This window comes from Nonomuraea antri, from assembly GCF_013283785.1.
Lineage (GTDB): Bacteria > Actinomycetota > Actinomycetes > Streptosporangiales > Streptosporangiaceae > Nonomuraea > Nonomuraea antri.
The window spans coordinates 1-24,688 of record NZ_JABCPZ010000170.1 but is presented as its reverse complement, the minus strand read 5'-3'; the positions used below and the strand labels follow the sequence as shown (position 1 = coordinate 24,688).

The window sequence follows — 24,688 nt, the reverse complement described above, 5'->3', positions numbered from 1 at the left end:
ATCCCCACCCGGCCGGGAACGGTCCGCTGCGACCCCGGGAAGGTTCGGCCCAGGCGGGGGACGGCACGGCGCGAGCTGGAGACGGCGCGGCTCGGGCCGGGGACGGCGCGGTGCGGGCCGGGCGCGGGATCGTCGGGATGCGCGAACGTTGCCGCCTGCTGGGCGGCGAGCTGGACGCCAGGCCGCTGCCCGGCGGCGGCTTCGAGGTCAGGGCACGGCTCCCGCTCGCACCCACCGGATCGCACTCATGACCAAGCCACCCGCCGCCCCGATCAGGGTGCTGCTCGCCGACGACGAGGTCCTGGTCCGATCCGGGTTCAAGGTCCTGCTCGACCTCGAGGACGACCTCACCGTGGTGGGCGAGGCCGCGAACGGCGACGAGGCCGTCGAGCGGGTCCGCGCCACCCGGCCCGACGTCGTCCTCATGGACATCCGCATGCCCCGGCTGGACGGCATCCAGGCCACCGCCGAGATCGCCGCGACGCCCGGGCTGGAGCGGGTCAGGATCCTCATCCTCACCACGTACGACACGGACGAGTACGTCTTCGACGCGCTGCGGGCCGGCGCCAGCGGTTTCCTGCTCAAGGACGCGGGACCGGCCGAGCTCCTGCACGCCGTCCGGGTGGTCGCCGCCGGGGACGCGCTGCTCGCGCCGCGAATCACCCGCCGGCTCATCGGCGAGATCACCGCGCGGCGCCGGGCCGTCAGGAGCGGTGAGCAGCGGCTCGCCGCGCTGACCGGACGCGAGCGCGAGGTGCTGGCCCTGGTGGGACAGGGCCTGAGCAACCACGAGATCGGCGCCGAGCTGTTCCTCAGCCCGGCCACGGTACGCACGCACGTCAGCCACGCGATGGCGAAACTGGCCGCGCGCGACCGGGCGCAACTGGTCGTCATCGCCTACCAGACGGGCCTGGTCACCCCCGACCTGTGACCTTCACCGGGAACCGACCGAGCGGCGGAGTCGATCCTTTGTCAGTCGGTCCCTAGAGTTGCCCGCCATGACCGGAGTCGCTGCGCGAGCCCCGCAGGCTGTGGCCCGACGACGGCCAGGCGATGGACTGGTGGCCGGCGATCCTGCCGTCGCACCGCGAGGTCGTGGCCGCGAACTACCTGCCCGACCTGGGCCGCTACCTCGGTGCTCACGGCGCCGGCGCACGGCGGCTGATAGACGCCGACGGCCCGGCCGGTGACGCGACGGCGGTCGTCCTGGCCCACTTCGTCGCCCGGCGGGATCGGGAGGCCGTCGCGCTGCTGGTGCGGATGGCGGCCAGGGGTGGGCTGCCGGTCGACTCGGTGGGCCGGCAGCTCGCGCTGCTGATGCGCCGCACGCCTGTCGAGCCGCGCCCGATCGTCGCCCTGCTGGCCGAGGCCGCCCGCCTGGGCGCGCACGCGGCGGTGTGGCGGATCCTGACACACGTGCTGCCCGTCCTGCTGCCCGGCCGGGACGAGCGGCCGTCCGTCATGCACGTCGAGGCGATGACGCTCGCCGCCGACACCGCCACCTGGTCGGACGCGAGAGGCCCCATCCCCGAGGTGACGGCTCTGGCCGCCGGCCCCGGACGCGGCCGGTTCACCCGAGCCTGCGCCCGGCTCCGCGACCAACTCCACCGCGACCGCGACCGCGACGACAAGGATGAGACGGACCGTTCACGGCCGGACGCCGCCCGGCGGGAACCCGGTCCAGCGCAGTTCGGGCGGCAGGTGGCTCATGTCGTTGAACATCACGATCGTGGGCGGTAGTCCGGTGCGGTACTCGATGACCGTCAGGGCGGTGTTGCCGCTGTTCAGCCCGAGCCACCGGGACCGCGGCGCGTCCATGGCGTGGCGCACCAGCCACGCGATCGGGTAGGCGTGCGTCAGCAGGACCTCGTGGACGTCCGCCGCGCCCGGCTCGGGAACCTTCGCGAACCGGGCGACCAGCGCCTCGGCGAGCCGGTGCCCCTCGGCCGCCTCGGCGTCGTCGTAGCCGTCGAAGAAACCGGCCCACGACGCGGGCGTCTCGGCCGGGGCGGGCACGTAGGGCACGTGGTCGACGAGTTCGGCGGCCTCCGCGACGGACGCGCCGGGCAGGTGCCGGCCGAGAATCCGCGCGCTGGCGGCGGCGCGGGGCAGCGGCGAGTGCCACACGGCGTCGATGGGCAGGCCGGCGAGCCGTTCGCCGAACAGGTCCATCTGCCGCCGTCCGGGTTCGGTGAGCTCACCGAACGCGTCGGCCACTCCGTGTCGAGCCAGGTAGAGGTGTCGTGTCGTCATACGTGACCAGGGACGCGGCACTGGGCCGCCTCCCGTCTCCTTTCCGTCCGGGGGTACGGCTGCTGCTGGTGGTGCGTGTGCGCATTCGATGTGGGGGTATCCGAGTGCGATCGGCCGGTCATTCGATGGCCGTCGCGACAGTGCCCGTCGTGATGGTGCCCGCCGTGACGGTGCCCGCCGAGCCGTCGACGGTGATGAGCGTGTCGTCGCGGAGCCTGCGCGTGGCGTCCGGGATGCCGAGGACGGCGGGGATGGCGTACTCACGGGCGACGATCGCGGCGTGGGAGAGCACGCCGCCGGTCTCGGTGACGACGCCGGCGGCGATGCGCAGCAGCGGCGTCCACGCGGGATCGGTGAAGGGGCAGACCAGGACGTCACCAGGACGCACCCGGGCGAAGTCCGCGGGACCGCGGACGATCCGCGCGGCACCGGTCACACTCCCCCGGCTGCCAGGGGTTCCGGAGAGCACGGCACCCGGGGTTCCCGCGGACCCGTCATGCGTGGTCCCGGCGGTCGGGGCGTGCGGCGCCGACGCGTGGGAGGTGGCGGAGTTCTGCGTCGGGAGTGCGGCGGTGATCGGGCGCGACTGCAGGATCCAGACGCGGCCGTCGGCGATCGCCCACTCGATGTCCTGCGGCCCGCCGAACACCCCGGCGATCCGCGCGCCCAGCTCGGCGAGCCGCGTCGCGGTCGCGTCGTCGAGCGTGGGACGGCGCCGGTCATCGGCGGGCACCTCGCTCGTGACGAGCCGCCCGCCGCGCCGGTCGAGCCGGGTGCGTTTGTCCGCGACGACACGGGCCGTCACCTGCCCGGACGCGGCGACCCGGTACGCGTCAGGGGTGACCGTGCCCCCGACCACGCTGGGCCCGAGCCCCCACGACGCCTCGATCTCGGTCGGCTCGTCCGGGCTTCCCGGGGTGAACATGACGCCCGACACGTCGGCGTCCAAGAGGCGTTGCACAAGAACGGCCATCGCCAGGTCGGCCGGCGGCGGGCCGTCGTCGCCTCGGTAGCCGACGGCGCGCGGCGAGAACAGCGAGGCCCAGCAGGCGCGTACGGCGTCGGCGACCTGGTCGGTCCCGCGTACGGCGAGGAAGCTCTCGTGCTGGCCGGCCGCGGAGGCGAGGCCGGTGTCCTCGTGCGCGGCCGACGACCGCACCGCCACGGGTGGATCGCCGAGGTCGCCGAGCGCGCGGGTGAGCGCGCCGAGCACGGCGGGGTCGAGCGGCCGCCCCTCGATCTCCCGCCGCGCCGCGTCCGCCGGGTCCCGGACGAACTCGCGGTGGACGGCGAACGGGACGACGAACCCGTCCGGAACCGGCAGACCCGCGCGGAGCAGCGCGCCGAGGGCGCCGGCCTTGCCCCCGCAGGTGCCGGCGACGGCCTCGCCGAGCGTGACGATCATCCGGCAGCCATCCATCGATCCATCAGCCACCCATCAATGGTTTGTTGACAACAATTTGTTGATTGTGCATGCTGAGGCGCATGCCACGCAAGCAGGACATCACTCACACCGCACACGACGACCACGCCCAAGCCCGGCGCGAGCAGGAGGCGCGCGGGCACCTCATGCGTCTGGGCGCGGACGGGATCGAGGCCCGTCCATGGCGGCCCGCGCCGGTGCCGCCGTCGGCGGTCGATCTCGCGCAGTTCGCCGTCTGGCGCGGCGGCGACCTGGAACCCGAGGACCTGCTCAGCGCGCTCGCGCTGCTGCCCGCCGCCCGCGCCGAGGTCGAAGGGCTCGAGAGCGCCCTGCTCTTCCTGGCCCGCGGCGCCGGGCTGACCTGGTCGCAGATGGCGAACGCGATGGGCTTCAACTCCCCGCAGGCCTGCCAGCAGCACTTCAACCGCCTCACGGCACGTCAGGACGGCGACGCGTGACCACGAAATCCCCGGCCGAGCTGCTGGTCCTGCATGCCGTGCGCGTCTCCGGGTTCGCCGACACGCCGGTGCTCGCCCGCCGCTACGGCCTCGACGCGGCCGAGACCAAGCAGTGGCTGCACGACGCCGAGGCACGCGGCTGGGTGGAGTACTCCTCCTTCGCCGGCACCGGCGGCTGGTCACTGACCGAGCGGGGTCGGGCCGAGAACGAGCGCCTGCTGGCCGCCGAGCTCGACCGCGCCGGCGGCGCCGACGAAGTGCGCGCCGTCTACCGGGTGTTCCTTCCGCTGAACGCGATGTTGCAGCAGGCGTGCACGGACTGGCAGCTGCGGCCGTCCGGCGGCGACAGGCTCGCCGTCAACGATCATTCCGATCCCGTCTGGGACGCCGGAGTCCTGCACGAGCTGGCCACCGTCGGCCGGGCGCTGAAGCCGCTGGCCGAACGGCTCGGCCAGGTGCTGGCCAGGTTCCACGGCTACGACACGCGTTTCCACGCCGCCCTGGCCCGGGCCGAGGCCGGCGACGGGGCCTGGGTGGACCGCACCGAGGTCGACTCCTGCCACAAGGTCTGGTTCGAGCTGCACGAGGACCTCATCGCCACGCTCGGCCTGGACCGGAACACGCACCCCTGAGGGTGAGACGACCGCGCACCCTCATCAGGCACGGGTAGAAAGGTCGTCATGGACACCACCCAGGACGTCGTCACCGCCGACCTCTACGACGCACGCGCCGACGAGCTCGACTCCTGCGACCTCCAGCTACGCCAGTACGGCGGCCGGCGCGCCTTTCGCGGCACGATCGTCACCGTCCGCTGCCATCATGACAACGCGCTGCTCAAGAGCGTCCTGTCGGAGCCGGGCCGGGGCCGGGTGCTGGTGGCGGACGGCGGCGGCAGCGTGCACACCGCGCTCATGGGCGACGTCATCGCCGGGCTCGCGGTGGGCGGCGGCTGGGCGGGCGTGGTGATCAACGGCGCGGTACGCGACGTGGCCGCCCTGCGCGAGCTGGACCTGGGCGTGAAGGCGCTCGGCTCGAACCCGCGCAAGAGCGGCAAGGCGGGCACCGGTGAACGCGACGTGCCGGTGACGTTCGGCGGCGTCACGTTCCACCCGGGCGCCGAACTGTTCAGCGACGACGACGGCATCCTGGTGACCAGGGCCTAGCCGATCAGGACCAAGCCGACCAGGAGCTAGCCGGTCAGGCCCGCCTGCTCCTCCAGGTAGGCCAGCGCGCCGACCGGCTCCTCGGCGAAGAACACCAGCTCGGTGAGCGGCAGCGGCAGGAAGCCTTCGTCCTCCATCCGCTGGAACTGCTGCTTGAGCCCGTCGTAGAAGCCGGCCGCGTTCAGCAGCACCACCGGCTTGGTGTGCAGGCCGTGCTTCTTCAGCTCCAGGATCTCGGTGGCCTCGTCGAGCGTGCCGCTGCCGCCCACCATGATGACGATGGCGTCGGCCCTGGCCAGCAGTTGCGCCTTGCGCTCGGCCAGGTCGGCGGTGATCACCATCTCGTCGGCGTTCGGCCTGGCCTTGCCCTTGAGGAAGTCCACCGAGATGCCGACCAGGCGGCCGCCCGCCTCCTGCACGCCGTCGGCCATGACCTTCATCAGCCCGACGTCGGAGCCGCCCCAGACGAGCGTGTGGCCGCCCTTGCCGATCAGCTCGGCGAACTGCCTGGCGGGTACGGTGTAGCGGTCGTCGAGGTCGGCCGCGGAGCAGAAGACGCAGATGTTCACGACCGCCCACCCTACCGACCCGCCCGCGCCTACCGGCTTTCCGCACCCCCGGACGGGCCGGTCAGAAGCGGCGGCACTGGTCTTCCTTGTCGCCGCCGACCACGTTCTTGCTCCCGGTCGGCCGGGGACGGTTCTCCTTGCACTGCAGGTCCCCCTTGACCCGGTTGCGGTGGATCTGCGCGCCGCCGCGGTTGCCGACCACCTGGATGTTGCCGTCCACCCGGTTGCCGTTCACCCGCAGGTAGCGGCGGTTGGCGTCGAGCTGGATGTCACCGTCGACGCGCGAGCCGGTGACCGTGGCCGCGCCGCCCTGCTTGACCTGCACGTCGCCGTCGATCGACGAGCCGGCCAGCACGGACACCGACTTGGCCCCCTCCGCCTGGACGTTGCCGTCGACCCTCACCCCGCGCGCCACCAGCGTCGCGCCGCGCGCCACCTTGACGTCACCCTTCACCACGGTGCCGCGCAGCACGCACGTCGCCCCGGCGGGCACGCGCACCCCGCCGTCGACGGACACCGCGCGCAGCGTGCCGCGGCAGGTGCGCTCGTCGGCCAGCGCGGGCGCGGCCGTCAACCCGGACACCAGCCCGCACAGCACGGTGCCCAGCGCGGCGCCCGCCATGGTCAGCTTGAACCTCGTCATGCCATCCCCCTTCATCGGTAACTCCGGTCAAAACCCGGACAAATGAAGCCTTTCGCCGGCTGGTGAGGCGATGGTGAGATGCGCATGAGCGCTTTCTCATCGAACCCACCGCCGGTCCGCCGCTACTCCCAGCGGACGTTCCGTGGAATGTCATCTGGGCGTCGCCGGGCCGACACGCCCGAACCCGAGGGTGGCTCGCGAGGCCGTCCGAGGCCTCGGGTGACGAGCGAGGAGCCTGACATGACCGAAGTCGATCGGCGCGGATTCCTGCGTGGCGGCCTGGCCGCGGCCACGCTGGGCGTGATCGCGGGCGGGCCGCTGGCCGCGTTGTCCGCGCGCACCGCGGACGCGTCCACGATGGTGAAGCGGGCCTTCAGCCCCGACTACGGGCCGCTGGTCCCGGTGAAGGACCACACCACCGGCCTGGAACTGCTCAAGCTGCCCCGCGGCTTCGAGTACCTGACCCACGGCTGGACCGGCGACAGGATGACCGACGGCCGTCCGACGCCGGGCGCGCACGACGGGATGGCCGCCTTCCGCCCCAGCGGCCCGCTCAAGGACCGGACGGCGGGCAGCGGCAAGGGCCACTGGACGGTGCTGGTGCGCAACCACGAGGTGGGCGGCCTGACCGGGGCCTTCGTCGAGCCCGCCTACAACCCGGCCGCGGGCGGCGGCACCACCTCGATGATCTTCGACACCCGGCGCGGGGCGTTCCTGGACAGCTGGGCCAGCCTCGGCGGCACCGTGCGCAACTGCGCTGGCGGGCCGACGCCGTGGGGCAGCTGGCTGTCGTGCGAAGAGACCACGCAGATCAGCGGCGAGTACCGGCACGGCTACATCTTCGAGGTGCCGCACGACGGGATCAGCACCGCCCGGCCGTACAAGGAGATGGGCCGCTTCTCGCACGAGGCCGTGGCCGTGGACCCGAGGACGGGCTGGGTGTACGAGACCGAGGACGCCACGCCGTCGGGCTTCTACCGCTTCCGCCCGCACGTCCGCGGCGCCCTGGGCCGGGGCGGCGTGCTGGAGATGATGACGATCGGCGACCGGCCCTACACCACCTACGCCGACGGCACCGGCGTGACCTACCCGGAGATCGGCTGGGTCGTCATCGACGACCCCGACCCCGGCCAGGACGAGACCAGCGTCGTCCAGCAGGGCATCGCCAAGGGCGGCGCCTCCTTCCGCCGGCTGGAGGGCGCCTGGCACCACGACGGCAAGATCTACATCGTCAGCACCAGCGGCGGTCCCACCGGCCAGGGCCAGGTGTTCGAGTACGACCTGGCGGCCGAGACGATGCGGGTGCTGTTCGCCTCGCCGGACGCCGCCGTCCTGAACAACCCGGACAACATCTGCGTGAGCCCGCGCGGCGGGATCGTCCTGTGCGAGGACGGCTCGGGCGTGGAGTACCTGCACGGCCTGACCACGGACGGCGAGATCTTCCCGTTCGCCGAGAACGCGGTCGTCATCCCGCCCGGCGGGGTGCCGGGCAAGAGCGTCGCGCCCGGGAACTACACCGGCTCGGAGTGGTGCGGTTCGGTGTTCGACAGCAAGGACGGCGGCTGGCTGTTCGCCAACATCCAGTCGCCGGGCATCACCGTCGCCATCACCGGCCCCTGGGAGAACGGCTCGCTGTAGTCCCCCCGGCGGTCCCTGGACCGGGTGGGCATCATCGCCTCCGCCCCGGGTAGCCGGGAGCGGATGCGGAACCAACTCCAGGGCCGCCGGTGGATCAGGGCCAGGCTCGATCGCGACCGCGATCTCGGCCTCCGGCTGACGATCGCCTGCTTCGCCGCGGCCCTCGTCATGATCCCCTTCACCCTGCTCCTCGTCCTGGCCAAGCTGCCGCTCAACGATCTGGACGGGGAGGTGGCCGCGGACCTGCACGCCTACGCGCTCGACCATCCCGGCGTGACGCGGGTGCTGATCGTCTGGACGGACCTGTTCGGGCCGTGGCCGTGGCGGATCGCGGTCATCGCGCTGGCCTGCTGGCTGGCCTGGCGGGGCGCGCCGCGGCTGGCCGCCTGGGCGCTCACCACGGTGATCGCCGGCGGGCTGCTCGGCCTGGCCATCAAGGTCGTGGTGGCCAGGGCCAGGCCGCACCTGCCCGACCCGGTCGCGCTGGCGCCGGGCGACTCGTTCCCCTCGGGGCACGCGGTCAACGTGACGCTCGGCGCGGGCGTGGTGGTGCTGGCCCTGCTGCCGCTGCTGCCCCGCTGGGGCCGGCGGCTGGCCTGGACGATCGCCTGGTTCCTGGTGGTGTCGGTGGCCTACACCAGGATCGCGCTCGGCGTGCACTGGGTGAGCGACGCGGTGGCCGGGATCGTGCTCGGCACGGCGGTGATCGCGGCGACCACGGCGGCGTTCGAGACCTGGCGGCGCGAGCAGGGCAGGCGTCCCGCGCTGCCGCCGCTCGACGGCGTCGAGCCCGAGTCCGTGCGGGTGACCCGTGGCTGACAAGCTCCGGCATTACGCCTTGTCGCTGGTCCTGCCGCTGCTGGCGATGGCCGTGGCCACGTACACGGGCGGGATGTTGCTGGTGGCGCGGCCCAACGGCGAGGAGGCCGTCAGCGCCGGGCTGGCCGAGCGGCGCACTCCGGCGGGGGACGCGCTGACGATGGTGGGCAGCAGCCTGTCCGACACGTCGGTGGTGGTGGCGCTCACCGCGGTGGCGGTCGGCGCGCTGGTGTGGCGGCGCCGGCGGTGGCGCGAGGCGCTGTTCCTGGTCGCGGCGGTGTGGAGCCAGTCGCTGATCTTCCTGGCCACCAGCGCGCTGGTCGCCAGGCAGCGCCCGCCGGTCCCGCACCTCGACGTGGCGCCGCCGACCTCCGGCTTCCCCTCCGGCCACGTCAGCGCCGCGGTCTGCTGCTACGGCGCGCTGGCGTTCGTACTCACCGCGCGCCTGCGCGGGCGGGCCGCCAGGGCGGCGGTGTGGACGGTGGCCGTCGCGGTGCCGCTGGTGGTGGCGTTCTCGCGGCTGTATCGCGGGATGCACCTGGTCACCGACGTCGTCTGGGGGCTGCTGGTCGGCGTGTTCTGCCTGGTGACGGCCGCCCGCGCGATACTCGGCCGGCCGCGGGCGTGACGTCCCCGCCGCCCTGTTCGCGTCCAGGGGGCGGGGACGCCTGCCTACTTCACTGCCCCGATGGCCAGCCCGCCCACGAAGTGTTTCTGGAAGCGCAGGAAAACGGCCAGGGTGGGCACGGCCGCGATGACCGTCCCGGCCGCCAGCACGCTCCACGACGACACGTACTGCCCCTGCAGCGACAGCAACGCCGGGGTCACCGGCATGTTGACGTCGGTGCGCAGCACGGTGATCGCCCACAGCAGGTCGTTGAAGATCCAGGTGAACGACAGCGCGCCGAGCGCGGCGAGCGCCGGCCGGGTCAGCGGCAGCATCACCCGCCAGAAGATCTGCCCGGGGCCGGCGCCGTCGAGCGTGGCCGCCTCCTGGATCGCGACCGGCAGTTCCCGCATGAACCCGTGCAGCACGAACGTGTAGAAGCCCAGTCCGAAGCCGACGTGCACGGCGATGAGCGCGGTCAGCGTGTCGTACAGGCCGGTCAGCTCGGTGAACTTGGCGACCGGGACCAGCAGGATCTGCGGCGGCAGCAGGTTGCCCGCCAGCATGGTCAGCAGCACCGTGCGACGGAACGGGATGCGGTACCTGGCCAGCGCGAAGGAGGCCATCGCGGCCAGGCCGAGGCTCAGCAGCACCGCGGGGATCGTCACCGCGAAGCTGTTGAGCAGCGCCTGCAGCTGGCCGCCCTCGCTCCACGCCTGGGCGTAGCCGGCCAGCGTGAACGAGCGCGGCAGGCTGCCGACGCCGTTGACGGCCAGGTCGTCGAAGCTGCGTACCGACGTCAGGATCACCAGGCCGATCGGCGCCAGCCACAGCAGCGACAGCAGACCCACCGACAGGTGGAAGAACCCGGTCTTGAGTCTCACGAGTCCTCCTTGAACGCCCGGACCAGGTAGACGAGGATCACCGACAGCGCCGCCACGAAGATCGCCACGGCGATCGCCGAGGCGTAGCCGAGCCGCAGCCCCTGGAACGCGGTGGAGTACATGTAGGTGCTCAGCAGCTCCGAGGAGTGGTAGGGCCCGCCCTTGGTCAGCGACCACACGATGTCGAACGAGCGCAGCGAGTCGATCACGACCACCGACATCACCACCGCGTTGACACCGCTGAGCTGCGGGATGGTGATGTGGCGCAGCCGCTGCCAGGCGGTCGCGCCGTCGACGCGGGCCGCCTCGTACAGGACCGGGTCGATCGTCTTGAGCCCGGCGATGTACAACACCATCACGTAGCCGACCTGGCGCCACAGGGCGGGCAGGATCAGCGCGTACAGGGCGGTGTCGGGGTCGGCCAGCCACGGCTTGATCAGGTCGCCGAGGCCGATGGCCTGCAGGATCTGGTCGGCGATGCCGTCGGGCTGGTAGATGACCCGCCACACCAGGGCGGTGACGACCAGCGAGAACACCACCGGCGTGAACAGCGCGGCGCGGTAGAAGCCGACGAAGCGCCGGTCCCGCTGCAGGACCATGGCCATGGCGAACCCGCCGAGAACCGACAACCCGCCGAAGGCGACCAGCCAGATGACCGTGTTGCGCAGGGCCAGGCCGAACGTCGGGTCGGAGGCCATCTCGGCGTAGTTGTCCAGCCCGACGAACTCCGGCGGGCTGGTGCCGTCCCACTTGACCAGCGACAGCCAGAAGCCCTGCAGCGCGGGCCAGAAGACCCACACGGCCTCGACCACGAACGGCACCAGGACGAACGCGGCCAGCAGCGGGGACAGCCGCCGGCCGCTCGGGCGGAAGAGACTAGCGATCACGTCAGCCCTTGAAGACCTTCTCGGCGGCGCTCTGCCATTCCTTCTGGATGGCGTCGATCTCACCCGGCTTGTCGATGAAGCGGGTCAGCGCGGTGTCGGCGGTGGTCTGCAGGGCGTCGCTGGAGTCGCGGTTGAAGAACTGGGTCAGGTCCTTGGCCCCGGCCAGCATGGCCTTGCCCTTGGCGACCAGCGGCGTCTCGTTGATCTTGGCCTCGGGGTTGGCGGGCAGCAGGATGCCGGTGCCGTTGTTGATGAACGTCGCCTGCGCCTCGGGGGTGGCCAGGTAGGCCAGCAGTTCCTTGGCGCCGGCCACGTTGGCGGTCTTGGCGCTGGCGAAGAAGCCGTCCGTGGGGGCCTCCTCGGCCACCGGCACGGCCTCGTCCAGGATCGGGAACTGGAAGAAGTCGAGGTCGTCGAAGACGTCCTTGGGCGCGGTCTCGGCGAAGAAGGTGCCGATGAGGAACATGCCGGTCTTGCCCGCGAGCAGCTTGGAGGTGGCCTCCTGGAACGGGTAGGCCTTGCCCTTGGGGTCGAAGTACGGCAGCGCCTGCTTCCACGCCTCGAAGACCGGCTTCAGCTTCGCGTCGGCGAAGCTGTGCTTGCCGGCCAGCAGCTCACGGTGGTAGGTGGCGCCGTTGATGCGGATGTTGAGGTAGTCGAACCAGATCGAGGCCACCCAGGGGCTGTCGCCGAGTCCGATGCCGATCGGGTCGATGCCCTTGCCCTTGAGGGTCTCGCACAGGGCCAGGAACTCCGACCACGTCCTGGGCGGCTGCACGCCCCACTTGGCGAAGTTGGACTTGCGGAAGAAGAAGCCCCACCAGTAGTAGTTCGTCGGCACGAAGATCTGCTTGCCGGCGCCGTCGGTCGACAGCGTGCGCAGCGACTCGGGGTAGTTGCCCATCTTCTGCCACACGTCGGAGACGTCGAGCAGCAGGCCCTTGGAGGCGTAGTCGTTGGCCACCGAGCCGGCGTACCAGGTGAGCACGTCCGGCGGGTTCGCCGAGGTGAGGTACGTCGGCAGCTGCACGCGGTAGGTCTCGAGCGCGACCGTGTTGAGCGTCGTGGTGCCCTTGCCGAGCTTGTTGAACTCGGCGACGACCTTCTCCATCGCCGACTTGACCGGCGGCGCGGACAGGCTGGACTGCAGCGTGATCGGCTTGGCCGCCCCGCCGGTGGCGCCGGCGGTGGCCCCGCTGGAGCTGGTGGAGCTGGTGGAGGTGGCGCAGCCGCCCAGGATGGACGCGCCGAGTGCGCCGGCGCCGACCAGGCCGGCGCGTGCCAGCAGCTGGCGTCGGGTGAGGGGGGACGGATGCACGTTGGGTCCTCTCTACCTCAGCACTGAGTGTGACGAGGATGGCTTGTCAAGGGATATTGAGAACTGTCGGAACAGTTGCATCGGTGCCCCCGATAGGTCAAGATATTTTCATAATAAATGATTTTTCGTTACAAAGGGGATGCCCGTGAAGCACCACATGCCGGAGGGCGCCGCCCTGGTCACCGGCGCGGCGTCGGGGATCGGCGCGGCCTGCGCCCGGCGCCTGGCGACGAACGGCATGCCCGTCGTCCTGGCCGACGTGGCCGACGCCACGGCCACGGTTGAGGAGATCCACGCCCTGGGCGGGCGAGCACGCTCGGTGATCGCCGACGTGTCGTCGGAGGACGGCTGGACGGCCGCGATCGCCGCCGCGCACGAGTTCGGCCCGGTCGGCGTGCTGGTCAGCAACGCGTTCACGGTGGACGTCCGGCCGGCGCACGAGACGTCCCCCGAGTCGTGGAACCGGCAGCTCGCGGTCAACCTGAGCGCCACCTACCTCGGCGTCCGGGCCGCGCTGCCCGACCTGCGGCAGGTCGGCGGCTCGGTGGTGGTGGTGTCGTCGGTGCACGCCCTGGTCGGGCTGCCCGGGCACGCCGCCTACGCCGCGGCCAAGGGCGGCCTGGTCGCGCTGGCCAGGCAGCTCGCCGTCGAGTACGGACCCCGGGTACGGGTCAACACCGTGCTGCCCGGCCCGATCCTCACCAAGGCCTGGGACCGGGTCGCCGAGGACGACCGTCGGGCCAGCGTCGAGCAGACCGTGCTCGGCCGGTTCGGCGACCCGGACGAGGTCGCGTCCGCGGTGGCGTTCCTGGCCTCGTCCGACGCGGCGTACATCACCGCGGCCAGCCTGGTCGTGGACGGCGGCTGGACCGCCGTGAAGGCCTCATCTTGACCACCACCACCGCAACCAGGCAGAGGAAGAACTAGTGGCACGCTATGCACGGCGGGGAGTGCACGGGCAGACCGTGGAGGTGATCGCCAAGCGGATCCTCACCGGAGCGCTCGCCCAGGGCGAGACGCTCGACCTGGCCGCGATGCAGCAGGAGCTCGACGTCAGCCTGCCGGCCCTGCGCGAGGCGCTGCGGGTGCTGGCCGCCAAGGGCGTGGTCGACGCGCGCCCCAGGCGCGGCACGTTCGTGCGCCCCCGGGAAGACTGGAACCTGCTCGACGGCGACGTGCTGCGCTGGCAGTTCGACGGCGGCGCCAACGAGGCGATGCTGGACCAGCTGCAGGAGGTGCGGCACATCATCGAGCCGGCCGCGGCCCGGCTGGCCGCCGCCCGGCGCACCGACGCCGACCTGGCCGCGCTCGACGCGGCGCTGGCGGCCATGGCCGCCGCGGGCGCCGACGCCGCCGCGCAGGTCAGCGCCGACCTCGCCTACCACCGGGCGCTGCTGAACGCCGCGCACAACGAGCTGCTGCAGCGCATGGAGATCGTGCTGGAGACCGGGCTGGCCGAACGCGACCGCCTGGTCCACGGCGCGCTGCACAAGCGGGCGCTGCATCAGGGGGCCGCGCACAACGGCGCGCCGCATCACGACGGCCCGCACCACGACGGCCCGCACCACGACGGCCCGCACCACGACGGCCCGCACCACGACGGCCCGCACCACGACGACCCGCTGCCCAGTCACCGGGCGGTGGCCCAGGCGATCGCCGAGCGCTCCCCCGACGTGGCGGAGTCCGCCATGCGGGCGCTGCTCGACCAGGCCGTACGCGACGTGCACCGGGTGCGCGGCGAGCAGGAGGAGGCCCGGTGAAGATCACCCGTGTGGAGACGTTCCTGGTGCCGCCGCGCTGGCTGTTCTGCCGGGTGGAGACCGACGAGGGGCACGTCGGCTGGGGCGAGCCGGTCGTGGAGGGCCGCGCCGAGGTGGTGCGCGCGGCGGTGGAGGTGCTGGCCGAGTACCTGATCGGCGAGGACCCGCTGCGCATCGAGCACCACTGGCAGGTGCTGACCAAGGGCGGCTTCTACCGCGGCGGCCCGGTGCTGTCGAGCGCGGTCGCCGGCCTGGACCAGGCGCTGTGGGACATCGCCGGCCACCACTACGGCGCTCCCGTGCACGCCCTGCTCGGCGGCCCGGTGCGCGACCGGGTGCGGGTCTACTCCTGGGTCGGCGGCGACGAGCCGAGCGAGCTGGCCGAGGCGGTCGCGGCACAGGTCGAGGCCGGGATGACCGCGGTGAAGATGAACGCCAGCGGCCGCCTGTCGCCGATCCCCACCTCGGCCGAGATCGACGCCGTGGTGGCCAGGCTGGCCGTGGCCCGCGAGCAGCTCGGCCCCGGCCGTGACGTGGCGCTGGACTTCCACGGCCGGGCCAGCGCGGCCGCCGCGCGCCGGCTGCTGCCCGAGCTGGCGCCGCTGCGCCCGCTGTTCGCCGAGGAGCCGGTGCTGCCCGAGCACGCGCACCTGCTGCGCGACGTCGTGACCTGCTCGCCGGTGCCGGTGGCGACCGGTGAACGGCTCTACGGCCGCACCGACTTCCTGGCTCCGCTGGAGGCGGGGGTGGCCGTGGTGCAGCCGGACCTGTCGCACGCGGGCGGCATCTCCGAGGTACGCCGCATCGCCGCGCTGGCCGAGACGCGCGGCGCGGTGCTGGCCCCGCACTGCCCGCTGGGCCCGATCGCGCTGGCGGCCAGCCTGCAGGTGGCCTTCGCCACCCCGAACTTCCTCATCCAGGAGCAGAGCATCGGCATCCACTACCACGAGGGCGCCGAACTGCTCGACTACGTGACCGACCCGGCGCCGCTGGACATCGTGGCCGGCCACATCGCCGCGCCGCCCGGCCACGGCCTGGGCATCACGGTGGACGAGGACGCGGTGCGCGAGGCCGACCGCAAGGGGCACGCGTGGCGCAACCCGGTCTGGCGGCACGACGACGGCTCGATGGCCGAGTGGTGAAGCGCGGGGTGCCTTGGGCGGGCGCCGCCTATTGACGTGCCGTGGGGCGAGTGGCGATACTCGCGGACAAGTTTAATTTGATTCAAATTCAAGAGGTGGGCGCGATGCGCAGCTCATCGGTGACCCGGTCCAGCGCGGTCCGCACGGCCTGCGCGCGGCTGAGCCGTCCGATGAGCACGTGCACCGCCAGGCCGTCGAGCAGCGCGTTGAACCACGGCAGGAACTCCTCGACGGCGACCGGGCGGAAGACCCCGCCCGCGGCGCCGTCGAGGACGATCGCGGTCAGATCCCGCATCCAGCCGTTGTCGATCTCGTCGGCGGTCCTGCTCATCTCGTCGTTGGTCACCGAACGCAGCCAGGCCTCCAGCCAGAGCTTCCAGGAGACGTCGTGACGGTCGGCGGGCAGGTAGAGCCGGACGTAGCGGTCGAGCCGCTCCTCGGGGTCGGCCACCCCGTGCAGTTCGCTCGCCCGGCGCTCGGCCAGCCGGCGCTCGCTGTAGCGGAAGATCTCGGCCAGGATCCGGTCTCTCGACTGGAAGTAGTACAGCACCCGGGCCGGGCTCATCCCGGCGCGCTCGGCGATGTGCTGCACCTGGATCTCGGCCACCGGCCGCTGCGCGACCTCGGCGAGCGCCGCCTCCAGCACCTTGGCCCGCGCCTGGCGGCCGCGCTCCTGCGTCTTCGTCCGGTCAGCCATCCCCGCCCCCCACACCGCACCGTCGCCTCGCCCAGGAGAACCCCGTGGAGAATACTCTGCCTCGCCGGACCGTACTGACCGCAGGAGCGCTGGCGGCCGCGGCGACGACCGCCGACGCCGCCTTCCCCGCCCCGGCCGAAGCCGCGCCCGAGCCCGCCGACCTGGTGCTGACCGGCGGCTACGTCTACACCGTCGATCGCGAGGACAGCGTGCACCAGGCGCTGGCGATCTCCGGCGGGCGCATCGTCTACGTCGGCACCGACCGGGGCGCCCGCCGCCACGCCGGCAAGGGCACCGAGGTGGTCGACCTGGGCGGCAGGATGGTGATGCCCGGCCTGCACGACGGCCACGTGCACGAGATGTCCGGCGGCAAGGGCCTGCTCGACTGCGACCTGAAGTACGCCGCGCTCACCGTCGAGGAGTTCCAGGCCATCATCCAGGAATACCTCGACAAGACCGCCGACCAGGAGCCGGACGGCTGGGTGGTGGCCGTGCACTGGTACCAGCAGGCCATCCGCCCGGCCGGCACCAAGCTGACCAAGGCCGACCTCGACGCGCTGAACACGAAGCGGCCCATCGTGGTGCAGTCCAGCGACGGCCACACCACGCTGGTCAACAGCCGGGCGCTGCAACTGGCCGGCATCACCGCCAAGACCAAGAACCCGCCGGACGGCACCATCGAGCGCGACGCCGACGGCGAGCCGACCGGCATCCTGCAGGACGGCGCGTCGAACCTGGTCGAGGCCGAGATCCCGCGGCCGACGACCGCGGAGAACCTGACGATCGCGCGTACCGCGCTGGCCGCGCTCGCCGCCCAGGGCGTGACCACGTTCATGGACGCCATCGCCACCGAGGAGGCGCTGCGCGCGTTCACCACGCTGGCCGGGCGCGGCGAGCTGACCGCCCGCGCCCACTTCGCGCCGCTGGTCGACGTGAGCGACACCGACCCGGTCCCCCGGCTGAAGCGGCTGCGCCGCAAGTACGACGGCGGCCGGATCAAGGCCAGGCCGGGCGTGTCGGTGCACAACGTCAAGCTGTTCATGGACGGCGTGCTGCAGTACCCGGCGCAGACCGCGGCCGTGCTGGAGCCGTACCTGGTGCACAAGCACAAGCACTGGGTGGCCGGCAAGAAGGTGGGCGAGCAGTACTGGGCGCCGGCCAAGCTGAACGCCATGACGCTCAAGCTGGCCGCGGCCGGCTTCGACCCGCACATCCACGCCATCGGCGACAAGGCGGTGCGCGTCGCCCTGGACGCCTACGCGGCCCTGCGCCGCGCCGGCCACCGGGCGATCCGCCCGGCGATCGCGCACGCCGAGCTGGTCGACCCGGCCGACGTCCCGCGCTTCGCCAAGCTGGACGTCACCGCCGCGATGGGCTTCCACTGGGCCAAGCCGGCCCCGGACTCGGTCGAGTCGGTCAAGCCGTACCTGGGGCCGAAGCGCTGGCGCAACTACGAGCCGGAAGGCGACCTGTGGCGGGCCGGCGGACGGGTCTCGCTGGGCAGCGACTGGCCGGTCGACCCGCTGGACGAGTGGACCGCGATCAAGACGGTCATCACCCGTACCGCCGCGCCGGACAGCCCGTTCGCCGAGCAGGGCGCGATGACCCCGCACCAGCGGCTGACCAGGGCCGCGGCGATCCGCGCCGCCACCTTCAACGGCGCCTACCAGCTCGGCCAGGAGGCGCACACCGGCTCGCTGGAGGCGGGCAAGCTGGCCGACCTGATCGTGCTGGACCAGAACGTGATGAAGGTGCCCGCCGAGCGGATCGCGCGGACGAAGGTGCTGCTCACGCTGGTCGGCGGGAAGGTCGTGCACGGCGGACTCGACCTCGGCTGACGCCCGGCGGGCAGGCGGGTCACCAGCGGATGAGCATGGTGCCCGCGCTCAGCCCGCCGGCCAGCCCGATGAGTGCGACCAGGTCGCCGCGCGTGACGCGGCCCTCGCGCGCGGCCTGGTGCAGCTGCACCGGCAGGGTGGAGGCGGCGAGGTCGCCGTGCTCGGCGACGGTGTGCACGACCTTGTCGCGGGGCAGCCCGGCCAGCTCGCAGAACCGGTCCAGGGACTGCCCCGTGGGCTGGTGCACGCAGATGGCGGCCATGTCGCTCCAGTCGAGCCCGCGGTCGGTGAGCGGCCTGCGCAGCAGGTCCAGGTCGAGTTTCTGCAGGCCGATGGCCAGGCTGGCGGCGTCGACCGCGAGCGGCCCGATGCGCTGGCCGCCGCCGTCGCGGACGATCGGCATGACCGCCGCCTCCCAGTACGCCGAGTTCGCGCAGAACTCGTGCCCGAGCACGCCGGGCGTGGTCCCGGCCTGCATGAGCAGCGCCGTGCCCGAGTCCGAGCCGGCGTAGGAGGGCACCGCGGCGGTGAACTCCGCCGGGCCGGAGACCTGCCAGCGGATGGCGGAGGTGGCGACCTCGCCGCAGGCGATGAGCACGGTGCGGTGCCGTCCGGAGGTGATGTACAGGTCGGCCAGCTCGATGGCGTTCAGCACGCCGTTGCAGGCGTTGCGCACGTCGAACACCGGGCAGCCGGCGCCGAGCCTGGCGGCCACCAGGTGCGCGGTGGCCGGTTCGACGGCGTCGGCGGACACGCCCGCGTAGATGATCAGGTCCAGCGCGGGCGGCGCGTGCCCGCTCTGCCGCAGCACCGCGCGGGCGGCCGCGGTGGCCAGGTCGGAGGCGGTCAGCCCGGGCGGCGCGACGTGCCGCCTGCGCACGCCGGTGAGGCGTTCGACGGCGCCGCGCGGGATGTCCACGCCGGGGTTGCGCTCGGCCAGCAGCTCCTCCAGCTCGGCCGTGGTGCGGACGTCGCCGGGCAGGTGCACCGCCACCTCGGCGACCTGGGCGTACCGCCGTGCGCTCATCGTCTCCGCCTTTCATGATCAAACCGTTGCCCACGATAGGAAGCGGGATGATCACGGCCGGGACGCGAACCGCCGCGCATGCCGCACGTTGCCGCGTTCTTGACCCAAGGCGGGGCAGCGACGCGCGGCCGGATGACGCGTTGACGCTCGCCCGCGGCGTCGGCCAGGATGACGCCGCGGGCGATCACTGAAGGGAGCCACGGTTGACCGGTTTCGTGCTCGAAGGTCCGCCGCTCGAAGGCACGCTCGTCCGGCTCGAACCGCTGGGCCACCGCCACGCCGCCGACCTGGCGGTCGCGGCGGAGGAGGACCGCGGGTCGTACGCCTTCACCTGGGTGCCCAGGGCCGGCGAGGTCGGGCGCTACATCGACGAGCAGCTCGGCCGCGCGGCCGACGGGAGGCTCGCGCCGTACGCGCAGGTCGACCGGGCGACGGGCCGCGCGGTCGGCGCGACGGCCTTCTGGGACCCGCGGCCGTGGCCGGGCGGCGAGCGGCTGTTCGCGATCGAGGTCGGCTTCACCTGGCTGGCCACCTCGGCGCAGGGCACCGGGCTGAACCTGGAGTCGAAGCTGCTGATGTTCCGGCACGCGTTCGAGAGCTGGCGGGTGGCCAGGGTCGACCTGAAGACCGACGCGCGCAACGCCCGCTCCCGCGCCGCGATCGAGCGGGCGGGCGCGCGGTTCGAGGGCGTGCTGCGCAACTGGTCCAGGTCGTGGGCGCCGGGCGAGGACGGGCTGCTGCGCGACTCGGCCATGTTCTCCATCACCGACGCGGAATGGCCCGACCGCCGGGCTCTGCTGGAAGACCGGCTGCGCGAGGTCGTCGAGCGCCGGGGCGCCGGACCGATTCACCCCTAACCTCACACAGGGTGAGCATTGTGTAGCGGCGAGTGTCGGAGACGCCGTCTTGGAGGCACCGATCCCCCGACGGACACTCAAGGCGAACATTCAACCGTAGCCGGGGGTGGTACCTCGTGCACGACGCGTTCGAATCCCGCGAGTCCTGGCCCTTCGAGTGCCTACGCTGCCTGCATGTCTGGGAGGAGGACTACGTCGTCCGTCATCTGACCGACGATCACGGCAACGACGTCGACGTCTGGTCGCGTTCCGGCGCGATCGTGCAACCGCCCTGGTCCGGGACGTGCTGCCCGGCCTGTGGCGCCTTCCACACCACCTCGTTCCCCTCGGGGTACCTGAGCCGTCATCCGGAACTGCTGGCCGCGCCCGATCCGGAACCACTGGTCAGACCACCGGCCGGCCCGCCCGCCACGCCGGTCGAACGGATCGAGCCGGCCGCGCGCCGCACCTCGCGGCCCGGCCGCCGGCTCATCGCGGTCGGCGTGCCCGTGGTGCTGTTCGTGGGTTACGAGGTGTACGCGAACGTGGTCGAACCGCTGCTGCGCCACCACTGACGCACGTCGCGGCCGGCCGTCGCAGAAATTCTTTTCATCCGGGATGCCGTTTCTGTGAACCAAGTGCCCGCGCCGGTTGTCCAACCGCTGGAACGGTCCCACGGCCCGAGGAGGCCACCGGGACCAAGCGGTTGAGCACCGGGGGGCGGTGCGCGAGGGGGATCGATGGAAAGCGGCACGAGATCACGCCGAACCGGGTCGGCGGCCCGGCCTGAGGCCCGGTCGGCGGCTGGGGCCGGGTCCGGGGCGGGGCTGGGGGTGGCGGCGCTGGTCGCGGTGGTGACGCTGATCGCGGCGCACGCCACCGACCCCGGCCGGGCCACCGGCGCCGGCCCGGGCACCGGTCACGGCGCTCCGGGTTCCGCCGGGGTGCCGCGGCCCGCGTCCCCCGACGCCCCGGGTCCGGCCGCGGCACAGGTGCGGGACGCCGTCTCAGCGCAGGCACAGGACGCCGTCTCGGCGCAGGCGCGGGACGCCGGTTCCGGGAACGTGCCGGGTGCCGCGTCCGGCGTCACCGCGCCGGCCAGGAAGGTCGACTGCCGCCAGGTCAAGTGCGTGGCGCTGACGTTCGACGACGGCCCGGGCAAGCACACCGCCGCCCTGCTGCGCCACCTGGCCGCCTACGACGCCCGCGCCACGTTCTTCGTCGTCGGCCAGAACGTCGCCGAACGCCCCGGCACGGTACGCCGGCTGGTCGAGGACGGCCACGAGATCGGCAACCACACCTGGTCGCACCCCGACCTGACCAGGCTGACCCCGGCCGCGGTGCGCAAGCAGTGGGCCCGCACCGACAAGGCGGTCCTCGCGGCGGCCGGCGTCCTGCCCAAACTGGTACGGCCGCCGTACGGGGCGCTCAACGGCACGGTGCGCAAGCACACCAAGCGGCCGATGGTGTTGTGGAGCGTCGACACCCTGGACTGGCGCTACCGCGACAGCCGCCGGGTGGCCAAGGTGACGGTCAAGAAGGCGCGGCCCGGCGGCATCGTGCTGTTCCACGACATCCACCCGACGACGGTGGCGGCGATGCCGAAGGCGCTGAAGAAGCTGGCCGCCCGCGGCTACCACTTCGTGACGGTCAGCGAGCTGCTCGGCGACGCCAAGCCGCCCAAGCTGCTGTTCCGCGCCCCCTGAGCCCGGCGCGGGGTCAGGCCGGGCCCTGGGCGGGGCGGCGGGGGCCGCGGTAGGGCAGGGTCGGCCGGTAGACGATGCTGGTGGTGGTGCTGCCGAGCTGGGCCAGCTCGTCCACGATGCCCTCCAGGTGGCCCATCGTGGCGGCGGCGACCTTCAGCAGGTAGCAGTCTTCTCCGGTGACGCGCAGGCATTCGAGGATCTCGGCGCGCTCGCCGAGCAGCCGGTGCAGCGGTTCGTGCCGGCTGCCCGGGTACTTCAGCCGCACCACGGCCAGGACCGCGTACCCGGTCCTGGCCAGGTCGACCTCGGCCCGGTAGCCGGTGATGACGCCGGACGTCTCCAGCCGCCTGACCCGTTCGGTGGCCGCCGAGGCGCTGAGGTTGACGCGGCGGCCGAGCTCGGCGAGCGGGAGGCGGCCGTCCTGCTGGAGTTCGGCCAGGATGGCCCAGTCCGTCGCGTCGAGATTCTCCGTCATGTCCGGATTTTACCGGCAGATCCCCGGTGAAACCGGGTGAACGCCGGGGTTTCCGCCTTCCAGCCGGACCGGGGCGGGAAATAGCCTGTCCGGGTGTTGTTAGGAGTGAACGTCCCCAACTTCGGCCCCGGCACCGGCCCTGCGGTGCTGGAGCGGTGGGCCAAGACCGTGGAAGGGCTGGGCTACGGCCTGCTGATGCTCTCCGACCACGTCGTGATCACCCCCGACGTGGCCGGGCAGTATCCGAAGCCGTTCTTCGAGCCGATGACCACCCTCGCCTGGCTGGCCGGCATCACCCGGCACGTCAAGCTCGGCACCACCGTGCTGATCATGCCGTACCGTCATCCGCTGCTGGTCGCCCGGATGGCCGCCAACCTGCACCAGCTCAGCGGCGGACGGCTGGTGCTCGGCGTGGCCTCCGGCTGGGCCAGGCAGGAGTTCGCGGCGCTCGGGGTGCCGTTCGAGCGGCGCGGCGCGCTGACCGACGAATACCTCGACGCCTTGCGCGCGGCCTGGGCCGACGAGGACGACTACGGCCGTTGCGACGTCCCGATCTGGATCGGCGGCAACAGCGAGGCGGGCATGCGCCGCGCGATCAGGCACGACGCGGCCTGGCACCCGCTGCGCCGCACCCCGGGCGACCTGCGCGCGGCCGCCGACCGGCTGCGGGCGATCGCCGCCGAGCAGCGCCGGCCGGTGCCCGAGCTGGTGCCGCGCATCGTGCTGCGGCCGACGCCCGAGCCGGTCACCGCCCCAGGCCGCCTGGCCGGGGAGGGCAGCATCGAGCAGATCGTCGCCGACCTCGACGAGCTGCGCCTGCTCGGCGCGCGGACCGTGGTGCTCGACCCGTTCTGGGGTGACCCCGAGGAGACCCGTCACCCCGAGGCGGCCTGGCAGGCCCTGGCCGCCGTCGCCGCCGCCTACCCGCTCGACCGAGGAGTCCCCGATGCATGACGCGCCCCTGACCGATGACGACCTGCGCTTCCTGCGCCAGGCGATCGGCCTGGCCGCCGCGGCCCGTGCCGGCGGCAACCCGCCCTTCGGCTCGCTGCTGGTCGGCCCGGACGGCAAGGTGCTGGCCGAGGAGCGCAACTCCAGCCTCACCGACGACGACATCACCGCGCACCCGGAGCTGAAGCTGGCCCGCTGGGCGGCCCGCGAGCTCGACGCGGCCACCGCGGCCGGCACCACGATGTACACCAGTTGCCAGCCGTGCGGCATGTGCACCGGCGCGATCGAGCGCTCCGGGCTGGGCCGGGTGGTGTTCGCGCTGTCCACCGAGCAGCTCGGCACACTCAAGCCGGGCGGCGCCGGTTTCGGCGAGGTGGCGACGCACGGCCCGGCGCTGTTCGACGAGGCCGGCACGCCCGTGCGGGGCTACTACCGATGACGGGGCGCGGCACGTCGCGGGCGATCCGCTGGATCCATGATCGAAAGCTGACGTAACGTCGTCATCCGTGCCCCCACATCACGAGCAGCAGCCCGCAGACCGCCTCTGGTCACCGAACTTCCGCCGGTTCTTCATCGCCAGGACCACGTCGATGGCGGGCGACATGATGTTGCCCGTCGCGCTCACCCCGGCCATGTTGCAGGCGGGGCACGGCGCCAGCGGGGTGGGGTACGCGCTGGCCGCGCACATCGCGCCGTTCGCGGTGTTCGTCGTCTTCGGCGGGGTGCTGTCCGACCGGTTCGGCGCGCAGCGGCTGATGGTGGGCGCCGACGCGGCCCGGCTGGTCGTGCAGGGCGCGCTGGCCGCGGTGTTCTTCACCGCGACGCCGCCGCTGTGGCTGGTGCTGGCGCTGCTGGTGCTCGCCGGGCTGGGGTCGGCCGCCTTCCAGCCGGGCGTGGCGACCGTGATCCCGCGGATCTCCTCGGACGTGCAGCGGGCCAACGCCGTGCTGCGCGTCTCGGAGTCGCTGATGACCGTGGCCGGTCCGGCGCTGGCCGGGCTGCTGCTGGTGGTCTCGTCACCGGCCATGGTGCTCGCGGTGGACGCGGCCACGTTCGGCGTCAGCGGCCTGTGCCTGCTGAGCATGCGCGGCCTCACCCGCGCGCCCGGCACGGAGCGGGGGCGGGCCACGCTGGGGGCGGATCTCAAGGAGGGCTGGCGTGAGTTCGCCGCCCGCCCCTGGCTGTGGAGCGTCATCCTGATCTGGATGCTGGCCGCGCTGACCGTCTACGGCCCGACCCAGACCCTCGGCTTCAGCACGATCGCCACGGTGCACGGCCCGTCGGCGTTCGGCCTGGTCATGTCGGCGCACGGGGTGGGCAGCGTGCTCGGCGGGCTGCTCGCCACCCGGATCAGGCCCGCCCATCCGCTGCGGGCCGGGGCCGTCGGCATGACGGGGTTCGTGTTCGCGCCGCTGGTGGTGGCGCTCGACCTGAGCCTGCCGCTGGTCGCGGCCGGGTTCGCGGTGGCCGGCGCGGCGCTGGCGTTCTGGCTGGTGATGTTCCACACCAGCGTGCAGACGCACATCCCGGCCGCGGTGCTCGGCCGGGTGCACGCTACGACGTGGCGGGGTCGCTGGTGATGGCCCCGGTGGGG

Annotated in this window: 28 protein-coding genes and 1 pseudogene; 19 read left to right on the top strand and 10 right to left on the bottom strand. The window is 72.8% G+C overall.

Annotated features, from left to right (window positions below):
• The 3 genes and pseudogenes from HII36_RS57235 to HII36_RS38885 all read left to right on the top strand — a co-directional run.
• A pseudogene (locus HII36_RS57235) lies at positions 1–251 on the top strand (hypothetical protein); the annotation flags it as partial.
• On the top strand, positions 248–931 hold the full coding sequence (locus tag HII36_RS38890; RefSeq protein WP_173528331.1) for a response regulator: 684 nt from the start codon (positions 248–250) through the stop codon (positions 929–931). The pseudogene HII36_RS57235 and the gene HII36_RS38890, both read left to right, overlap by 4 nt.
• Before the next feature lie 122 nt (positions 932–1,053).
• Complete coding sequence (locus tag HII36_RS38885; RefSeq protein ID WP_173528330.1) at positions 1,054–1,740, top strand: hypothetical protein; 687 nt, start codon at positions 1,054–1,056, stop codon at positions 1,738–1,740.
• Here the strand turns inward: HII36_RS38885 and HII36_RS38880 are convergent.
• Positions 1,648–2,253, bottom strand: coding sequence for a histidine phosphatase family protein (locus tag HII36_RS38880; RefSeq protein WP_173528329.1), 606 nt, complete (start codon positions 2,251–2,253; stop codon positions 1,648–1,650). The genes HII36_RS38885 and HII36_RS38880 overlap by 93 nt on opposite strands.
• Before the next feature lie 118 nt (positions 2,254–2,371).
• Positions 2,372–3,688 carry a PEP/pyruvate-binding domain-containing protein gene (locus HII36_RS38875; protein WP_328808088.1) on the bottom strand — a complete coding sequence of 439 codons (1,317 nt, stop codon included), beginning with the start codon at positions 3,686–3,688 and terminating at the stop codon, positions 2,372–2,374.
• A 50-nt stretch (positions 3,689–3,738) separates the two neighbouring features.
• On the opposite strand from HII36_RS38875, the gene HII36_RS38870 reads away from it, so the two are divergent.
• From HII36_RS38870 to rraA, 3 genes are read left to right on the top strand one after another with little or no spacing between them, the layout of a single operon-like run.
• Entirely contained in the window at positions 3,739–4,134 is a 396-nt protein-coding gene (locus HII36_RS38870; RefSeq protein WP_173528328.1) for a DNA-binding protein, read from the top strand.
• A complete protein-coding gene (locus tag HII36_RS38865; RefSeq protein ID WP_173528327.1) occupies positions 4,131–4,766 on the top strand; it encodes a transcriptional regulator in 636 nt (211 codons plus the stop codon). The genes HII36_RS38870 and HII36_RS38865 overlap by 4 nt, the downstream gene beginning before the upstream one ends.
• Before the next feature lie 48 nt (positions 4,767–4,814).
• A complete protein-coding gene (gene rraA / locus HII36_RS38860) occupies positions 4,815–5,297 on the top strand; it encodes a ribonuclease E activity regulator RraA (RefSeq protein ID WP_173528326.1) in 483 nt (160 codons plus the stop codon).
• 26 nt (positions 5,298–5,323) lie between these two features.
• On the opposite strand, the gene HII36_RS38855 is transcribed toward rraA, so the two are convergent.
• On the bottom strand, positions 5,324–5,866 hold the full coding sequence (locus HII36_RS38855; protein ID WP_173528325.1) for an LOG family protein: 543 nt from the start codon (positions 5,864–5,866) through the stop codon (positions 5,324–5,326).
• Positions 5,867–5,927: 61 nt separating this feature from the next.
• The gene (locus HII36_RS38850; RefSeq protein WP_217370504.1) at positions 5,928–6,509 is read right to left on the bottom strand and encodes a bactofilin family protein; all 582 of its coding nucleotides are present in this window, start codon (positions 6,507–6,509) and stop codon (positions 5,928–5,930) included.
• Between the two features lie 240 nt (positions 6,510–6,749).
• On the opposite strand from HII36_RS38850, the gene HII36_RS38845 reads away from it, so the two are divergent.
• From HII36_RS38845 to HII36_RS38835, 3 genes are all read left to right on the top strand, one after another.
• Positions 6,750–8,147 carry a PhoX family protein gene (locus HII36_RS38845; protein ID WP_173528324.1) on the top strand — a complete coding sequence of 466 codons (1,398 nt, stop codon included), beginning with the start codon at positions 6,750–6,752 and terminating at the stop codon, positions 8,145–8,147.
• A gap of 63 nt (positions 8,148–8,210) precedes the next feature.
• Complete coding sequence (locus tag HII36_RS38840; protein WP_173528323.1) at positions 8,211–8,966, top strand: phosphatase PAP2 family protein; 756 nt, start codon at positions 8,211–8,213, stop codon at positions 8,964–8,966.
• Entirely contained in the window at positions 8,959–9,594 is a 636-nt protein-coding gene (locus HII36_RS38835; protein ID WP_173528322.1) for a phosphatase PAP2 family protein, read from the top strand. Before HII36_RS38840 ends, HII36_RS38835 begins: the two co-directional genes overlap by 8 nt.
• A gap of 44 nt (positions 9,595–9,638) precedes the next feature.
• Here HII36_RS38835 and HII36_RS57230 read toward each other — a convergent pair whose 3' ends face one another.
• From HII36_RS57230 to HII36_RS38820, 3 genes are read right to left on the bottom strand one after another with little or no spacing between them, the layout of a single operon-like run.
• Entirely contained in the window at positions 9,639–10,457 is an 819-nt protein-coding gene (locus HII36_RS57230; protein WP_173528321.1) for a carbohydrate ABC transporter permease, read from the bottom strand.
• Positions 10,454–11,344, bottom strand: coding sequence for a carbohydrate ABC transporter permease (locus HII36_RS38825; protein ID WP_217370503.1), 891 nt, complete (start codon positions 11,342–11,344; stop codon positions 10,454–10,456). The genes HII36_RS57230 and HII36_RS38825 overlap by 4 nt, the downstream gene beginning before the upstream one ends.
• 1 nt (position 11,345) lies before the next feature.
• Positions 11,346–12,662 (bottom strand): ABC transporter substrate-binding protein, encoded by a 1,317-nt coding sequence (locus HII36_RS38820; protein WP_173528320.1) that lies wholly within the window; start codon positions 12,660–12,662, stop codon positions 11,346–11,348.
• 145 nt (positions 12,663–12,807) lie between these two features.
• Here HII36_RS38820 and HII36_RS38815 point away from each other — a divergent pair, with 145 nt between their 5' ends.
• From HII36_RS38815 to dgoD, 3 genes are read left to right on the top strand one after another with little or no spacing between them, the layout of a single operon-like run.
• Positions 12,808–13,554 carry an SDR family NAD(P)-dependent oxidoreductase gene (locus tag HII36_RS38815; protein WP_407940850.1) on the top strand — a complete coding sequence of 249 codons (747 nt, stop codon included), beginning with the start codon at positions 12,808–12,810 and terminating at the stop codon, positions 13,552–13,554.
• A 34-nt stretch (positions 13,555–13,588) separates the two neighbouring features.
• Positions 13,589–14,422, top strand: coding sequence for a FadR/GntR family transcriptional regulator (locus HII36_RS38810; RefSeq protein ID WP_173528318.1), 834 nt, complete (start codon positions 13,589–13,591; stop codon positions 14,420–14,422).
• The gene (gene dgoD / locus HII36_RS38805; RefSeq protein WP_173528317.1) at positions 14,419–15,564 is read left to right on the top strand and encodes a galactonate dehydratase; all 1,146 of its coding nucleotides are present in this window, start codon (positions 14,419–14,421) and stop codon (positions 15,562–15,564) included. Before HII36_RS38810 ends, dgoD begins: the two co-directional genes overlap by 4 nt.
• A gap of 88 nt (positions 15,565–15,652) precedes the next feature.
• Here the strand turns inward: dgoD and HII36_RS38800 are convergent, their stop codons facing one another.
• Positions 15,653–16,261: a TetR/AcrR family transcriptional regulator gene (locus HII36_RS38800; protein ID WP_173528316.1), complete on the bottom strand. Its 609-nt coding sequence runs from the start codon at positions 16,259–16,261 to the stop codon at positions 15,653–15,655.
• A 44-nt stretch (positions 16,262–16,305) separates the two neighbouring features.
• On the opposite strand from HII36_RS38800, the gene HII36_RS38795 reads away from it, so the two are divergent.
• Positions 16,306–18,099, top strand: a complete 1,794-nt coding sequence (locus tag HII36_RS38795; RefSeq protein WP_217370502.1) for an amidohydrolase — start codon at positions 16,306–16,308, stop codon at positions 18,097–18,099.
• Between the two features lie 19 nt (positions 18,100–18,118).
• Here HII36_RS38795 and HII36_RS38790 read toward each other — a convergent pair whose 3' ends face one another.
• Positions 18,119–19,126 carry a 3-oxoacyl-ACP synthase III family protein gene (locus HII36_RS38790; RefSeq protein WP_173528315.1) on the bottom strand — a complete coding sequence of 336 codons (1,008 nt, stop codon included), beginning with the start codon at positions 19,124–19,126 and terminating at the stop codon, positions 18,119–18,121.
• Positions 19,127–19,329: 203 nt separating this feature from the next.
• On the opposite strand from HII36_RS38790, the gene HII36_RS38785 reads away from it, so the two are divergent.
• The 3 genes from HII36_RS38785 (at position 19,330) to HII36_RS38775 (ending at position 21,668) form a co-directional block, all read left to right on the top strand.
• Positions 19,330–19,983: a GNAT family N-acetyltransferase gene (locus HII36_RS38785; protein ID WP_173528314.1), complete on the top strand. Its 654-nt coding sequence runs from the start codon at positions 19,330–19,332 to the stop codon at positions 19,981–19,983.
• 116 nt (positions 19,984–20,099) lie between these two features.
• Complete coding sequence (locus tag HII36_RS38780; RefSeq protein ID WP_173528313.1) at positions 20,100–20,537, top strand: hypothetical protein; 438 nt, start codon at positions 20,100–20,102, stop codon at positions 20,535–20,537.
• 165 nt (positions 20,538–20,702) lie between these two features.
• Positions 20,703–21,668, top strand: coding sequence for a polysaccharide deacetylase family protein (locus HII36_RS38775; RefSeq protein WP_236004337.1), 966 nt, complete (start codon positions 20,703–20,705; stop codon positions 21,666–21,668).
• 13 nt (positions 21,669–21,681) lie between these two features.
• On the opposite strand, the gene HII36_RS38770 is transcribed toward HII36_RS38775, so the two are convergent.
• Positions 21,682–22,143: an Lrp/AsnC family transcriptional regulator gene (locus HII36_RS38770; protein WP_173528312.1), complete on the bottom strand. Its 462-nt coding sequence runs from the start codon at positions 22,141–22,143 to the stop codon at positions 21,682–21,684.
• Between the two features lie 93 nt (positions 22,144–22,236).
• On the opposite strand from HII36_RS38770, the gene HII36_RS38765 reads away from it, so the two are divergent.
• From HII36_RS38765 to HII36_RS38755, 3 genes are all read left to right on the top strand, one after another.
• Positions 22,237–23,097, top strand: a complete 861-nt coding sequence (locus tag HII36_RS38765) for an LLM class flavin-dependent oxidoreductase (protein ID WP_173528311.1) — start codon at positions 22,237–22,239, stop codon at positions 23,095–23,097.
• On the top strand, positions 23,090–23,533 hold the full coding sequence (locus HII36_RS38760; RefSeq protein WP_236004336.1) for a nucleoside deaminase: 444 nt from the start codon (positions 23,090–23,092) through the stop codon (positions 23,531–23,533). Before HII36_RS38765 ends, HII36_RS38760 begins: the two co-directional genes overlap by 8 nt.
• A 67-nt stretch (positions 23,534–23,600) precedes the next feature.
• Positions 23,601–24,674, top strand: a complete 1,074-nt coding sequence (locus HII36_RS38755) for an MFS transporter (protein WP_217370501.1) — start codon at positions 23,601–23,603, stop codon at positions 24,672–24,674.
• Positions 24,675–24,688: the final 14 nt, after the last annotated feature.